This window comes from Testudinibacter sp. TW-1, assembly GCF_050613185.1.
In the GTDB taxonomy this organism is placed as follows: Bacteria; Pseudomonadota; Gammaproteobacteria; order Enterobacterales; family Pasteurellaceae; genus Chelonobacter.
This window is the reverse complement of record NZ_CP192511.1, coordinates 2,300,162-2,314,862: the sequence shown is the minus strand read 5'-3', so window position 1 is coordinate 2,314,862 and position 14,701 is coordinate 2,300,162. Positions and strand designations below refer to the sequence as shown.

The 14,701-nt window shown below is 42.1% G+C and carries 15 protein-coding genes and 1 tRNA gene; 4 read left to right on the top strand and 12 right to left on the bottom strand.

The window, feature by feature from the left end:
• The first annotated feature begins 19 nt into the window (after positions 1–19).
• Positions 20–277 carry a class I ribonucleotide reductase maintenance protein YfaE gene (yfaE, locus tag ACQ31U_RS11135; protein ID WP_431052062.1) on the top strand — a complete coding sequence of 86 codons (258 nt, stop codon included), beginning with the start codon at positions 20–22 and terminating at the stop codon, positions 275–277.
• Between the two features lie 4 nt (positions 278–281).
• Here the strand turns inward: yfaE and ACQ31U_RS11130 are convergent, their stop codons facing one another.
• The 3 genes from ACQ31U_RS11130 to ACQ31U_RS11120 all read right to left on the bottom strand — a co-directional run bounded on the left by ACQ31U_RS11130 (position 282) and on the right by ACQ31U_RS11120 (position 2,348).
• On the bottom strand, positions 282–938 hold the full coding sequence (locus ACQ31U_RS11130; protein WP_431052060.1) for a fumarylacetoacetate hydrolase family protein: 657 nt from the start codon (positions 936–938) through the stop codon (positions 282–284).
• A 62-nt stretch (positions 939–1,000) separates the two neighbouring features.
• A complete protein-coding gene (locus ACQ31U_RS11125; protein WP_431052058.1) occupies positions 1,001–2,074 on the bottom strand; it encodes a lytic murein transglycosylase in 1,074 nt (357 codons plus the stop codon).
• Positions 2,067–2,348, bottom strand: coding sequence for a YcgL domain-containing protein (locus ACQ31U_RS11120; protein WP_431052056.1), 282 nt, complete (start codon positions 2,346–2,348; stop codon positions 2,067–2,069). The genes ACQ31U_RS11125 and ACQ31U_RS11120 overlap by 8 nt, the downstream gene beginning before the upstream one ends.
• A 91-nt stretch (positions 2,349–2,439) precedes the next feature.
• Between ACQ31U_RS11120 and minC the strand changes: the two genes are divergently transcribed.
• Positions 2,440–3,111: a septum site-determining protein MinC gene (minC, locus tag ACQ31U_RS11115; protein ID WP_431052054.1), complete on the top strand. Its 672-nt coding sequence runs from the start codon at positions 2,440–2,442 to the stop codon at positions 3,109–3,111.
• Positions 3,112–3,148: 37 nt separating this feature from the next.
• Here the strand turns inward: minC and cysB are convergent, their stop codons facing one another.
• From cysB to ACQ31U_RS11100, 3 genes are read right to left on the bottom strand one after another with little or no spacing between them, the layout of a single operon-like run.
• Positions 3,149–4,120, bottom strand: a complete 972-nt coding sequence (cysB, locus tag ACQ31U_RS11110) for an HTH-type transcriptional regulator CysB (protein ID WP_431052052.1) — start codon at positions 4,118–4,120, stop codon at positions 3,149–3,151.
• 26 nt (positions 4,121–4,146) lie between these two features.
• The gene (gene rluB / locus ACQ31U_RS11105) at positions 4,147–5,241 is read right to left on the bottom strand and encodes a 23S rRNA pseudouridine(2605) synthase RluB (protein WP_431052050.1); all 1,095 of its coding nucleotides are present in this window, start codon (positions 5,239–5,241) and stop codon (positions 4,147–4,149) included.
• Between the two features lie 41 nt (positions 5,242–5,282).
• The gene (locus tag ACQ31U_RS11100) at positions 5,283–5,903 is read right to left on the bottom strand and encodes an L-threonylcarbamoyladenylate synthase (protein WP_431052048.1); all 621 of its coding nucleotides are present in this window, start codon (positions 5,901–5,903) and stop codon (positions 5,283–5,285) included.
• A gap of 375 nt (positions 5,904–6,278) precedes the next feature.
• Here ACQ31U_RS11100 and ACQ31U_RS11095 point away from each other — a divergent pair, with 375 nt between their 5' ends.
• Entirely contained in the window at positions 6,279–6,476 is a 198-nt protein-coding gene (locus ACQ31U_RS11095) for a hypothetical protein (RefSeq protein WP_431052046.1), read from the top strand.
• Positions 6,473–6,754 carry a type II toxin-antitoxin system RelE/ParE family toxin gene (locus ACQ31U_RS11090; protein ID WP_431052044.1) on the top strand — a complete coding sequence of 94 codons (282 nt, stop codon included), beginning with the start codon at positions 6,473–6,475 and terminating at the stop codon, positions 6,752–6,754. Before ACQ31U_RS11095 ends, ACQ31U_RS11090 begins: the two co-directional genes overlap by 4 nt.
• Before the next feature lie 170 nt (positions 6,755–6,924).
• On the opposite strand, the gene ACQ31U_RS11085 is transcribed toward ACQ31U_RS11090, so the two are convergent.
• The 6 genes from ACQ31U_RS11085 to ACQ31U_RS11060 all read right to left on the bottom strand — a co-directional run bounded on the left by ACQ31U_RS11085 (position 6,925) and on the right by ACQ31U_RS11060 (position 14,684).
• Positions 6,925–7,074: transfer RNA gene (locus ACQ31U_RS11085), tRNA-Leu, on the bottom strand.
• A gap of 155 nt (positions 7,075–7,229) precedes the next feature.
• Positions 7,230–7,874 carry a tyrosine-type recombinase/integrase gene (locus tag ACQ31U_RS11080; RefSeq protein WP_431052042.1) on the bottom strand — a complete coding sequence of 215 codons (645 nt, stop codon included), beginning with the start codon at positions 7,872–7,874 and terminating at the stop codon, positions 7,230–7,232.
• A gap of 254 nt (positions 7,875–8,128) precedes the next feature.
• On the bottom strand, positions 8,129–9,967 hold the full coding sequence (gene mobH, locus ACQ31U_RS11075) for a MobH family relaxase (RefSeq protein WP_431052040.1): 1,839 nt from the start codon (positions 9,965–9,967) through the stop codon (positions 8,129–8,131).
• A gap of 166 nt (positions 9,968–10,133) precedes the next feature.
• Entirely contained in the window at positions 10,134–10,412 is a 279-nt protein-coding gene (locus ACQ31U_RS11070) for a hypothetical protein (RefSeq protein WP_431052039.1), read from the bottom strand.
• A gap of 26 nt (positions 10,413–10,438) precedes the next feature.
• A complete protein-coding gene (locus ACQ31U_RS11065) occupies positions 10,439–10,723 on the bottom strand; it encodes a hypothetical protein (protein ID WP_431052037.1) in 285 nt (94 codons plus the stop codon).
• Entirely contained in the window at positions 10,686–14,684 is a 3,999-nt protein-coding gene (locus ACQ31U_RS11060; protein WP_431052035.1) for a YadA-like family protein, read from the bottom strand. The genes ACQ31U_RS11065 and ACQ31U_RS11060 overlap by 38 nt, the downstream gene beginning before the upstream one ends.
• Positions 14,685–14,701 lie beyond the last annotated feature (17 nt).

The window sequence follows — 14,701 nt, the reverse complement described above, 5'->3', positions numbered from 1 at the left end:
TTTTTCTTTCCCATATCGTATGAAAATATACCAAATCACGCTCCCCCGACAACAACGTACCATCCAACACGATAACCGCACTTCGCTGTTAGAAAGCTTGGAAAAGTGCGGTATTACGCATGAATACCAATGCCGTTCCGGCTATTGCGGCTCGTGTCGCGTGAAGTTGCTCCGTGGCAAAGTGAGTTATGCGGAAACGCCATTGGCGTTTTTATCCGCCAATGAGATTCTGTTGTGTTGCTGCAAGGTGGAAAGTGATTTGGAAATTGAATTTTAACCGTTTAAATCACGACGGTATTAATCTGATATTCTTCTAATTTCAATTCCAACCGATCGCCTTCTTTCAACTCGCCAACTCCCTGCGGGGTGCCGGTCAGCACAATATCACCTTTCTGTAAGGTGAAAAAACGGCTGGCGTAACTGATTAGTTGCGGAATGGAATGCATCATCTGCGATGATTTGCCTTTTTGGCGGATTTCCCCATTCACACTTAAGCTGAAACGGATTTTATCCCAATCCGGAACTTGCGCGACGGGGACAAAATGTGAGATCGGACAGGAATTATCAAAGCCTTTGGCTTTCGCCCACGGCCAGCCTTTTTGTTTGCATTCCTGTTGCATATCGCGCAACGTGAGATCGAGCGCAACGGCGAAACCGACCACCGCACTTTTCACCTGTCCCGGCGAGGCATCGGTTAAGATCGATCCAATTAGAACGGCAATTTCCAATTCATGGTCGACCCGCCCCCATTTTTTCGGAATCAAAATCGGGCGACTTAGAGAACAAAGTGCGGTACTCGGCTTCAAAAAAAGCAAGGGTTCTTCTATCACGGGATTATTCATCTCCTTGATATGCCCAATATAATTGCGTCCGACGCAAACCACTTTACTCACCGGTAAATCCAAGGTACTGCCTTTAATATCTTGGTGCTGATACATTACAACCTCCTTTGCCCGAATTTGTCTATTTTTAACACATTACTCCAAAAGATTGAAGTTTTTTATTGCCCCACCTGCCGGGCAATGCGATCGGCAAACATGCCGATACTGATCGCAAAATAATTGGAGTTATTCCAATTAAGTAAAGTGCGGTAGTTATTCGTGACCAAGAATGCTCTGCCGACCTCTTTATTCGGGCGCACCAGCCATAAATCCGTATTTGACAACTGCTGCCAGCGTTGCATATCGGCGGTGCTGTAATTTTTCAGACGCACCCCCATTGCCTGCCAAGTGGATAACCGGCGTTTTTTATTGTTCTCGACACCGGCAACATCCAGTGACATCGGTTCATCCAATTGCACTTCAACGCCCCATGGCAAGTTTTTATTCCAGCCGACGGTGGATAAATAATTGGCAATCGAAGCAAACACATCGTACTGGTTCTTCCAAATATCTTTGCTGCCGTCACCGTCAGCATCCACGGCATAACGCAAAAACGAGGTCGGCATAAATTGCGACTGCCCCATTGCGCCCGCCCAAGAGCCTTTCATCCGCTCACGGCTAATCACATCTTGTTGCAAAATTTTCAGCGCATTGATGTATTCTTGGCTGAATAGCTTTTCGCGCCGTCCGTCAAATGCCAAGGTTGCCAACACGGATAATACGTCATAATTGCCTTGATAATAACCGAAGCTACTTTCCATGCCCCATAGCGCCATAATGTAATTATTCGGCACTCCGTATTCCTTGCTCGCCTGATTTAACGCCGGCAATTGTTCCCAATAGCGCTTGGCGGCAATATCGACTTTTTGCTGGGTCAGTACCCGATTGAGATAATTGGTCACGCCGTTCGGATTGGGGGCTGCCGGGGTATCACGATTGCGCTGTGCCCGTTCCGCTTGGCTATTATCCAGTTCGACCGCTTTGGCAATATAATTCACGCCTTGCCCTTTCTGTGCAATCGTGCGCGGACTCACCCCTTCCGCTACCGCTCTTTGCTCCAGATAGTTGACGTAATCCTGAAAATTATTCACGCTGCGCGGTTTGCTATACGGTTGTCCATTATAACTGCCGCTTGAACTACAGGCACTCAACAAAAGTGCCAAACAACCGAGGGGAAGTATTTTTTTAAACATCTGCTTTCCTATTTTGTAACTTAAATTGTTCTAACAAATTTTCTTCCTGCCGTGGCATTTGCAAATAAAACCCCTGTTTTTGAATTTGCCGTGATACCGTTTGCTTGTCCGCCAATGCCAACGGTTTTTCACCGTTTAGATTAAATAACATCAATAATTCCTCTTGCCCGAAGCGTTGTAATAACGCCGGCGGCACTGCGGAAAAATCCCCGCGCTTGGCAATGTACAAATACATGCCCGCGTGGCGCCGGCTTTTATAAATGGCAGATAACATATTGGCTGTTCCCCGTGAATTTAAATGAGACATTATACGAAATTTATACTATTATCAGAATATTAAATTCACATAAAATGACAAAGTGCACATGGCAAAAGATATTATCGAATTACACACCGGGCAATTTTCTTCTATTCTGATTACCATCAACAGCTCCAGCTTGGTCGCAATAAAAAAAGCGCTGACGAATAAAGTCAAAAAATCCCCGTTATTTTTCCAGAATGTCCCCGTTATCCTGCAATTTAATGAATTTTTATCAAAAATCGATTTGCTGAAACTCCAGCAATTACTGACCGAAGCCGGCATTAATCTGATCGGGGTGAGTAATTGGCAGAATAATTTGGAAAAAGAATTGGTATTAAGCTATAACTTGCCCGCATTAGGCAAAAGCACCAGTTTGGATGATATTATGCCGCAATTCCGCTATGTGAAACCCAAAATCATTGCGCACTCGGTGGCAAGCGGGCAAACGATTTATGCTAAAAACAGCGATTTAATTATTCATGGCGATGTGGCACAAGGCGCAGAAATTGCGGCGGATGGCAACATTCATATTTACGGCAAACTGCTTGGGCGCGCGATGGCAGGCGTAAATGCCAAGGGCACGGATTTTGCTATTTACACCCAACATCTTGAGGCGGAGTTTATCTCGGTTTGCCAACGTTTTGTATATAAAGAACAAATTCCGATTGATTATCTATTGCAAGCGGCACGGATTGAAGTCAAAGCCAACGCTTTAGCCTATTTTCATATTCGTTAAGCAAAAAAGTGCGGTCGACAAACCGCACTTTGGTGAATTAACGCATTTCCAATTCCACATCGCTAAAGAGTTTCTGAATTGCACTATTGTTGGGCAGTTTCTCCGCTTGTTCAACCATTGAACGGGTGAGATGTTCGGAAAAATAATTAATGAAGTCATACATATAATGGCGTAAAAACGAACCGCGCTTGAATGCGATTTGTGTACTGCTCGGTTTAAACAAATGCGCCCCGTCAATTGCAATCAAGTCGCCGTCCTCTTGGGTGTGCGCCATTGAAGCCATAATACCCACGCCTAGCCCCAAACGGACATAGGTTTTAATCACATCGGCGTCGGTGGCGGTGAAGACGATATTCGGCAAAATACCGCTGCTACTGAAGGCTTGCGACAAATCCGAAGCGCCGGTAAAACCAAAGGTGTAAGTCACTAGCGGATATTTCCCCAACTCTTCAATCGTCAGATTGTTACAACTCGCCAATGGATGATCTTTTGTTACAATCACCGAACGGTTCCAGTTATAACACGGCAGCAACACCACGCCTTCAAACAGGTATTGCGCCTCGGTGGTAATCGCCAAATCGACCTCGCCGGACAACAACGCATCGTAAATCTGGCTCGGTGAACCTTGATGAATTTGCAGGCTGACATCAGGATAACGTTTCAGAAAACGTTCAACCACGCTCGGCAGAACATAACGCGCTTGCGTGTTGGTGGTCGCAATGCGCAACACGCCATGATCAGGGCGGGTGAATTCATCGACAATCGCTTTGATACTCTGCGTTTTCGCCAACAATTCGCGCGCAATCGCGATAATTTTACGCCCTTCGCTGGTGATACTTTTAATATGCTTGCCGTTACGCTCAAAAATTTCCAACCCCAATTCTTGTTCCAATAACCGCACTTGCTTACTGATCCCCGGCTGCGACGTATAAAGCGCTTCGGCGGCATCGGTAATGTTCAGATTTTGATTGGCGATTTCGACAATATAGCGTAATTGTTGAATTTTCATGCTGCAACTTCCTGTTTCTAATAGGCTTAACGTTCGTTACGCTGGCGACGGCTGCTGCTCGGCGTCGAAAAGCGTTTCACCGCTTTACGGATTTTCGCGGTTTTCATGCGGCGGCGTTGCGTGTGCTGTTCGATTTTGCTTTCGGTTTCCGGCGCCAATCCAACCAAATCACGCAGATAATTCACTTCCGGCAACGCCATTTCCTGCCAGCCACCGCGCGGCAGTTGTTTGGATAAGGTGATATTGCCGTAACGAATACGAATCAAACGGCTGACTTGAATTCCTTGCGATTCCCATAAGCGGCGTACTTCGCGATTGCGTCCTTCGGTTAAGGTCACATCAAACCATTGGTTAATCCCCTGCCCGCCGCCGCTTTTAATCATTTTGAATTTCGCCGGACCGTCTTCCAACTGCACGCCTTTACGCAAGCGGAATAACATCGATTCATCCACTTCGCCGAACACGCGCACCGAATATTCGCGTTCGATTTCACGGCTCGGGTGCATTAGGCGGTTTGCCAGTTCGCCGTCGGTGGTGAACAACATCAAGCCGGAGGTATTGATGTCCAAACGACCGACCGCAATCCAACGGCTGCCGTTCAAACGCGGCAAGCGATCAAACACGGTGGCGCGACCTTCCGGATCGTGGCGGGTGCACAATTCCCCTTCCGGTTTATAATACATCAACACCCGACAAACCTGCTTTTGCACGCTGTTTAAATTGATCAACTTCCCGTCGATACGGATTTTCGTATCGGTGCCGAGCTCAATTCGATCGCCCAGTGTCGCCATTTGCCCGTTTACGCTAACACGGTTTTCGGCAATGATGGCTTCGATTTCACGGCGTGAGCCCTGCCCGGCTTGGGCTAAAATTTTTTGTAACTTTTCACCGACGACTTTCGTTTTGGGATTATTGGCTTTGGTTGCTGCTTTTGTCGTGTTAACCGCACTTTGGGCTGCCACCGGCTGTGTTTTTTTCGCAGACCCTTTTTTCTCACTCAACGTGCGGTTGCCCGGCTTGCGTAAGGCGCTATTATTGCCTCGACTGGTTTTTTTATCACTCGCTTGTGTGCCGCCCGCTACATTACTGCGGCTTGAGCTAAATTTTTTTTCTGATTTCATCTATTCCTCGTTGTCACCCTCACGGGTGTCAGATTATGGGGTTATGCAAACGGTGCGACCGAGCCATTGCCGACGCGAATCACTTGCGGTGTGTCATCCGTCAAATCAATCACGGTGGTTGGCTTCTGCCCTAAATAACCGCCGTTAATAATCAAATCGACCTGTTTTTCCAAACGATCGCGAATCTCTTCCGGATCATATTGGGTTTCATCCTCGCCCGGTAAAATCAATGAACAGGATAAAATCGGCTCGCCCAATTCGGACAGCAAACTCAGTGCGATTTTATTGTCCGGCACGCGAATGCCGATGGTTTTACGTTTTGATGTCATCAAACGCCGCGGCACTTCTTTGGTGGCGGTCAGAATAAAAGTGTAATGCCCCGGCGTATTGTTTTTAATCAGACGGTATGCCACATTACTCACCACCGCATAATTCGACAATTCTGATAAATCACTGCACACCAAAGTAAAATTATGCCCTTCCGGCAATTGACGGATCTCGACAATCCGATCCATTGCGTGTTTTTCGCCGATCATACAACCTAATGCATAGCCGGAATCGGTCGGATACACAATCACCCCGCCGCTGCGCAGAATTTCAATCGCTTGCTTAATCAAACGCGGCTGCGGATTATCCGGATGCACGTAAAAAAACTGACTCATTGACTTCTTCTCTATTTGACTAATGACACCCCAATTTACAGGCGGGATTATACGCCATATAACTAAAAATAATAAGCGCTTTTCGGATTTTTGCATATCATGTCGCAAATTGCTATAACCACTGCCGTAACCGCCACTATCGCTTGTTTGTCCGCCAAGTCTATTTCAAAAATACCTTTTAATTAAAACCAACCTTAAAATTGTTGCAGGAAATTAGACTATTACAGCTTATTTGAAACCCCCTAACAGGGCGCTTTAACAAAATATTTCCTAAAAACACATTTATTGCAATGAAAAGCATGGTGCGTATAATGAACCCAATGTAGGATGAAAGTTTCAATCCTATCCAGAGCAATAACGCACAGGGGAAATGTTATGCAAGGAACTCAAGCAAAAGTACAGCCGAAGCAGACGACCGTTCAAGAAAAAATCTTATCGGTTTTCGAACAATCTTTGACGGAAGAACAACGTTTTTTACAAGAAGTGATGACAGGAAAAATCAAACTCACTCCACACGATGAAGTAATGGAAAAACTTGAATTTGTCTTGAAAAATGGACTGCAACGAAAATGAAGCTAGATTACCTTGTGTTTTGGTCAGAGCGAGCCGAGGCTAAACTTCTAGACAAGGCTGATTACATCTACAATGACAGCCAAAACGACAGTATCGCTAATGACTTCTTAGAGATTATGCGTTCTACCGCGGAAAAACTAAGTTTCGTTGCATCTGCTTATGCTGACGGAAAATTCCATATTTATCCCCTAAAATATGGACATGCTGTGAAATTTATTGTCGTTGGCGATGTTGTAATTATTGCGGATTTTCACCCAAAAGGTTCAAACTTGCATTAATAGATTGGCTCCATGATAGCACAAGTTATCACTTTTTTCTTGATTACAAATCTATAGTGAGCCACTAAACAGCCACCCGTGGCAAAATTGGAAAGTTAGAACGGCAAATTACAGACATAAAAAAAGCCGTATAAAATGACTATCTTATTGATTTTATTGCTAACTTGTAATGGTGCCCGAGGGCGGACTTGAACCGCCACGACTCGAAAGTCGAGGGATTTTAAATCCCTTGGATGACATTGCTTATTTTTTGGTATCCAATCAATATTTAACTTTTAGACACAGAATGATCCTTGGCCAAGTTACAAGGATCTACTGGCGTATCATTCTACCCCTTTTATCTTGTATGTAAAGTCTATATCGCACAAGAGCGACTAAAAAAGTTGTTCTAGATCACATTTTTAACCAAAAACTCAATATATTGAACATAAAAAAGATGCGATACTTTCCAAGGCATCACATCTACACCCATTTTTTACAACCGTTCTACACAATCTCTTAGCATATCGACATCATGTTCGATGTACTCTAATGTCGTTTTGATATTTTTATGCCCAAGGAGCTTCTGGGTAACGTATAAATTTTGTTCTGGATTTCGCATTAAGTTCGTTGCAACCGTATGCCTAAACCGATGCGGTGAAATACCAAAATCTGTTCTCTCATAGAGTTTTTTAAATAAATGAGAAAGCTGATTATCATTCATATCCGAACCTCTGCGTTTTGTCGTAAAACAATAACGGTTGATATTAAATAATTGAGCATTCGAGGGTAAGTTAATTTTCTTTGCTTCATTTATGATTTTTTCTAAATGCGGATATAATTTTGCCGAAATAGGGACAATATGCTCATCATGATTTTTACTTGCTTTAGAAGCAAGAAAGATTGTTCTTTTCTGTAGATTAATATCATTCAAGGTCAGCTTTAAAAGCTGGCTACGGCGTATAGCTGTATATCTAAATACCGCGATAATGGAGTTTATAAACCAACTTGGCTGTAGATAAGGTGGTAAATCATGAGAATTTAATAACCGTTCAAGGTTATGCAGTTTATCATCATCTAATATTTTGCGTATTTTTTTACCCTCAGGTATTGTTTTTCCGCAAAACGGATTCACTGTCATAGTAATTAACTCTTTTTTCATGGCAAAATAAAGTAAGGCTTTGCAATGTCGAACATAGTTATTCCAAGTAACCGGCTTTACTCTATGCAATGCTTCATTACGCCACTCAATAATAAAGTCTTCAGTGATTTGGTGTGGGAGAATGTCAGGTGCATATTTTAATAGCTGATTTATCGCTTTTTTATAGCAAGATTCAGTATCCGCTCTTAGCACTTTATAAAAAAAATTTGGCTAACAATTGTTTAAATGTGAGATCATTCATGTGATACCTCTTTTAATTTTAAATATAAATTATCAAAACAAGGTCTATCGCCGAATAACATTCGTAAATCGTCGATAAGATATCCCTTAAGTTCTGTCGTTTTGTGAGGCCCCACGATCTGACAAGTCCAAATATTCAACCCTTCAGGTGATTTTTTCTTATGTATTCCTAATCTTTGGAAGCGTTTTTGAAGCTCCCGCCAAACCTCCTTATCTCCTGTTTCAAATTTTTCTCGAATATATCGTTTAAAAATACCGGGCGATACAATAAAAGCATGTTGCTCAACAATGTGAATAACTGAGTTAGTACGATTGATCGATAATTTCTCAAGGATTATTCCTTGTTTTATCCACTCAACAAAATCTGTTGGATTAATATCAAGTTCTTTAATATCATTCGAACCTATAATGCTTTTATTTTGTTCTATTTCATCAATTACCCCTCTATCTAGTTGGTTATTAGGTTTTTCTGCTGGAAGTTGCTCAATATTATTAAATAAGTTCATTGTAAAATCAATATCATCTAGAACAGCATTTTGAGTTTGAATTTTTGGTTCATTTGGCTCAGCTTCAGTTGTGTCTGACACTTGCGATATAGCAGTTAAGCCTTGTGAATCGCTTTCTATGACTTGAGCTGTTATTATGTTTTGAGCTGGCTCTTTTTCTTGCATTTTAGCTATATCAATTTCAACAATACCATCAAAAACTGTAGGACGTTGCTCAATATTTTCCCAGATAAGGCTTGGTGTAATTTTAAGAAGCGTAAAGGTATTTGCTGGCTTCCAGCCAGCATTAGATTGAATACGACATACCCAAATCGCCGTATTCGCCGGCGTTGCTTCTAAAATACCATGCGCCTGCATTTCATCAAATATTCTTCCATTTTGCATAGGAACACTAATGCCTTGTTGCATAAGATAAGACCGGACTTTATCCGTTACACTTTTACTCATTAGCCAAAGGGCTTCATCGGTAAGCCAGCCGTCTGAACCACCTTGAGGTGAATTTAATTTTAAGTCCTTTTCTAATAAGTGACGTAGTGCAATGATAAATTGTTTCGGAAGAGATTGCTGAGGCTGTTGCTGAACTTTCGTAATATCGCCGCCAAGATAATGTGCAACACTAGCTTGGTCTGCTTTTTGTATAATTTCGCCTAGAATACCGGCTTTATCATAGTGTCCAGACATTAAATAAGCGAGAGATGAGAATGCATCTGGATATTTTGCTAACCAATTGAAGGCAATAGGCGGTATTAATTTTGTTGCAATCATTGTTCCTAATACTGGATGGAGTTTATAATCACGTCCTTTGATATACTTAAAGCGGTAAGATTGCTCCAGTTTATCTAACCACGGATACCAACGCCCATTTTCTGTTTCAATTTCAATATCGACTGCAATTTTGCCAATGTCATGTGTAAGTGCGCCGTAAATAGCTGCAGCAGTCCAAACTTCACTTTGCTTTGCTTGATCTTCTGGTGCAGAATTAAGCGGTAATAAATAATTTTGGCGCAATTTAGCCGCAATACTGATAACTTCTAAGCCGTGGTCGAGCATTCCACCATGGTGTGAATGGTGATGGTTTTCAGATGCGGGAAAAAGTTGCACCAGTTCGGCATAACGTTCAATCGGTATTTTAAATAATTGATTAAACATCTCCTCTGACATAGAGACTTTTTGATAAATAATCGTTAATAATTTTTTCCTCAAAGGGGTGTTTAATAATTCTGCTGCAGATTGTGGTATTAGCCAACCGTCTGAATTATCGCCTAATCGATTATCTTCAATTATATTCTTTTTTTTAATTTTAAATTTAAAAAATCTTGATAGCATATTGAGACCTAATGATTAATCTACGATAGGATTTATAATAACTGACAGCCTTTTCTCGTTATTACCTTTTTCTGATCCTTTTCTTTATTTTGAAAATCCTTTTTCGGGTAAGCCCGTTTCCCTTGGAAACGGTTACCCTTATCTTTCCCCTTTCCTTTTCCCTTTTTTATTTAGGGAGATTGCGACTTTCATATTTTACTTCAATTGAAATATTATTTTCTTTATCATGTTTTGGAATTAAAATAACTATATTTTTTAGATAATCCGTATTATTAAAGGTAATATTACCCTTACGAAATTTATTCATATTACACCATTGTTGCACCGCGTATCTTGCCTCACCTTCTAAAGACCTAGAGTTTTCCTCAGCAAGCATTTGTAGATTCTGAAAAACTTCATTGTTAAGGCCTCTAATATTTATCAATTTTGATTTATTTTCACACATAAATTGCCTCTTTATTTAACTAAAAATTATTCATAAAATAAATTAGTTTCATTGATTTCGTTATTAAGTGGATTATTTATTTCAAACTCCGGACTCTCAATATCCATATCCAACCAACGCCAATAATTACAAATCAGCTCATCATCGCTATATTCTTCCCAAGTACCAGGATAATATGCATCTGCTTCAACATGACAAATATCACCGACTTCAACAGTAATTGCTAAAGTCGGTGATAAGATACACAGAATTGCGATACTTAAGCGCATCTCATTAAAAACCAATACTGATACCGGCACTGCCGCCGACATTTTTTTGACTATCGACGCTACCAGCAAGTGTGACCATAACTTGTTTGTGCGGTAAGGCTTTTAGTCCGATAGCAACGGCAGTTTCTGAGCCGTATGAGCCAATACCCGCACCGATTGTGGCTTTTTTGCCCGGTACACGTTCAATCGCCCCAATTGCCATTGCCGCCGAAATACCGGCACGCGCTTCTTTTCGCACTTGGCGAATATCACGATTGACTTGTGCGATACGCTGATCAGTATGCTGTTGCAGTTGATGAATGCGATAATCCGTGTAAGCATTTGCCTCGGTGACCGAATCTCGCACAATTTGGGCCGTATTGATGTTCGGTTTGAGTTGAAGCATTTCCTGACGCAGTTGTGTGATCAGGGTTTCTTGTGAGTGATAAAGCTGTCCACCGTTGATGGCTTCTTTGCTGTCCGCCGTAATTTCACCCTCTCCCACCTGCTTAATCACCGTTGTACCATGGCTGCCGTCGTTATTTTCTTTACCCAAGGTGATACTGTGTTTTTCATCGCTATCAAAGAATACGGTTTTGGCGGTATTGGCTTCTAATCCTTTCACCTGATTCGATATGGTGTTGATATTTTGGTCGTGTTGCGCGAGATGTTCCCTCTGCTGTTGCAAGGTTTGGGTATGGTTTTGTTGGGTTTGTTGTAACGTAGATACCGTCTTTTGCTGCTGTTGCAGGGTCTCGGTATGGGTATTCAGCGTTGTGGTATGATTTGCCAACTGCACACTATAATCAGCTAGCTGTGTACTATGAGCCACTAACTGTAAATCCTGTTTTTCAACACTACGATCGAGTCCGTCCAAGCGTGTCGTATGCGATGTTAAAAGTGCGGCATTCGAATTTGTTGCATTTTTTAATTTATCGATGTCATCACCATGTTGAACCAACGTGCTTGAATGTGTATTCAGCTGATTTCCATGTGTTTCAAGGCGATTACCATGAGAGATCAAGGTTTCACCCTGCGTTTGTTGGGTCGATTTCAGATTAGTTAAATCACCGGCATACTGAATAATGCGTTCTGAGTGCGTTTTTAAGGTTTCACTGTGTGTTGCCAATTGAGTACTGTGCTCTGCCAAGGTCGTTGTATGAGTGGCTAGTTTGCGATCGTGATGATCTAAGCGGTCATCATGGGTATTCACACGATTATTTAGCTCAGTCAGTTGCGTATTATGGTTGGTGATATGGCTATTGACTGTACCCAGTCCTTGTTGCAGCGCCGCAATATCTTCCCGATTTTTTGTGATCCCCTTCACATTGTCGCTGATTTGAGTCTCTTGCTTACGGAGTGCTTGATTGGTTGTTGCAATATCATTTTCCACCTTTTCAATTTTTGAAGCCTGTGCTGTGAGTGTTTGCTGTTGTTTTTCAAGTGCGGTTGAATGTTTCGTTAAAACTGTGGTGTTGTCCGCAATTTTTTGCTTATTTTCATCAATCGCAGTGGTATGTTGATGAGTTAATGTGGTTAGCGTAGTGAGACTTTGATCTTGCCTATCCAAACGGTTTGTATGCGCAGTGAGTGTTTGTTGTTGTTTTGTCAGCGCAGTTTTATTGGCATTAATATCGGCAGTTTGCTGAGTCACCGTATTATTTAAGCCGGATAGTGCGTTACTGTGCTGCTCCAACTGTTTGTCTTGTGAGGTAAGCTGTTGTTGCTGTTTATTCATCGTCGTTTTATTTTCGGCAATCAATTGTTTATTGTTTTCAATTGATATCGTGTTTTCAGCGAGTTGCTGTGTATGATTGACAAGTGCGGTTTTATTTTCGGTTGCGATTTTTTCTACCCCGTCCAAACGCGTTTGTACGCCGGTGAGTGTTGTGCCCAAGCGATCACTCTCTTCAACCAATGCAAACAACTGGCTGCCGTTCACTGCATCGGTACTGGTGCGGCTCAAGCGCCCGGCCGCGAGGTGGGTTAATGTCCGTTCTTTGTCTTGTGCGCCGATACTGAATGTGCCGAACGGGGTTGCGCCAGCGAAGGCATAAGGTTGGCTGTTGATAGTGTGCGAAACGGTGGCAATCGGTGCAGCTAACGTTGATTGATAGCCTAAAACGACACTTTGTTTCACTGTGCTATTGCCATTATCGGAAAGCATGATTTGTCGTCCAATCACGACATTGTTTTCACTGTTTAATGGTGTTTGATTATGATGTCCGATAACCACATCATATTGACCAGCGACACTATTTTGATTACCGACGGCAATACTGTTTGTGCCAGTGACGGTATTTTTATAGCCAAGTCCTAACGCACGCTCACCAGTTACACGAGTTTCCGTGCCGATAGCAACCGCATCTTGACCGATATTGCGTAAATCATTCAAGCTGAGTGCCAATTCCAGTGCTTTTAATTCAGCTTCCTGCTTAGCGAGCAATGTTTTTGCTGCTTCTGCTTGCGCGGCAATACGACGCTTTTGCTCACCCGGCTCTAAACGTGCCAATTGAGCCTCTAAATTGGTTATTGCTTGTTGTGCAACTTGTTTGGCGCTCACCAGAGCATCATATTTTTTCTGCTCATCCGCCATGATTTTCGTTAAATTAGCTCGAAATTCTTTAATAAATTGACTATTTTTCTGTTGGATATCCGTGATATTCTCTTTTTTCCATGTATCAAAAAATTTTCCCATTTCAGAAGACAGATTTTTTTCTTTTAATGCGGCTTTTAACCTCGCCATTTCCTGTTCTTCACGCAGTTTATGTTGTAGTGCACTTAATCCTTCAGCGGTATTACCCAACGCATCATATTGATTTTGATAGTAGCGGCTCTTAACTAGGGCGGTGAAATAATCAAATTGCTGATTGAGTAACGTTTGAGTCGTCTCTTTTGCACCATCGCTGTCAAAGTAGATATTCTTGGTGGCCAAGAGTGTATTATAAATATTCGTTTTCTGTTCGTCTGTATAATGCAGCCATTCCTCCAGATCTGCTTTCGACAATGAGGCAGTTTGATCTGGATGTTGAAAATTCATGGTATTATTGCTTTTAAACCTATAAGTGTAGATTTGGGTAATATCACCACCACGTATGGTGGGCAAAGATTTGAGTTCGCCACTTAATGCCTGTCTAGCGATTTCTCCCCGTGTTTGCAACGGACTCGTATGATAATAACTGGTCGATGTACCAAGATTAGCACCAATTAATTTGGTGTAGCTTGATATGGCTGTGGCAACATTACCGTTTGCTTGAATATAATTTTTGACATATTGCTCATAGTACGAAATCGGCTCATTAATAATACTTTCATAGCCCTGTTCTGCAGATTGTTTTAATTCTCTTGCCAGTGCAGTAACACCCGCTGTTGTCGAGGCTTTGGTTAAATCAAAACCACTTAGGGTAATTAAATTGTCAGTTCGCGCAGTCACTTCTTGTTTTTTTGCCTCAAATTGAGGGGTATAAGCGGTTAATTCACGCTCTGCGGCGACCAATGCTGGCGTTAAGGTACTATTTAGCTGCTCTTGTCCTGCCGTAATTTTATCTAACGCTCCTTTTACTTCTAAATAGGTGCTGTATTTAGCATTGAAATCCGCTTGCGCATTTCTCACAGATTGCTTTTTATTGCTGATATTTTGTAGCTGAGCCGAGTTATCAGCGAGTTTTTGGGTAATTTCAGCGGCGGTCAAGTTGTCACCTGTCGCCACTGCGCCTCGCCCAATAGCAACACTATTGCGTCCAGTCGCGATAGCAGATTCACCCTCGGCGATACTATGATCGCCCAGCGCGTAGGTATTGGTATTATTGGCTTGTGCGATACCAGTGATACTGATACTGAGTGCCAACGTTAAAAGAGATAGGGGAAATTTAGTAAACATAACATCAGGCTCCTTGGTGAAATTAAGAGCCTTTATTAAAGTTAAGTTATGCTGAAAAAAGAATATTAAATTGTTTTTTGAATTTGAACAAAAAAGCAATAATCGCTTGATTTCGTATAGTAGAAAAATAAAAGTATGATCCACGCACTTACGAGCGTGGA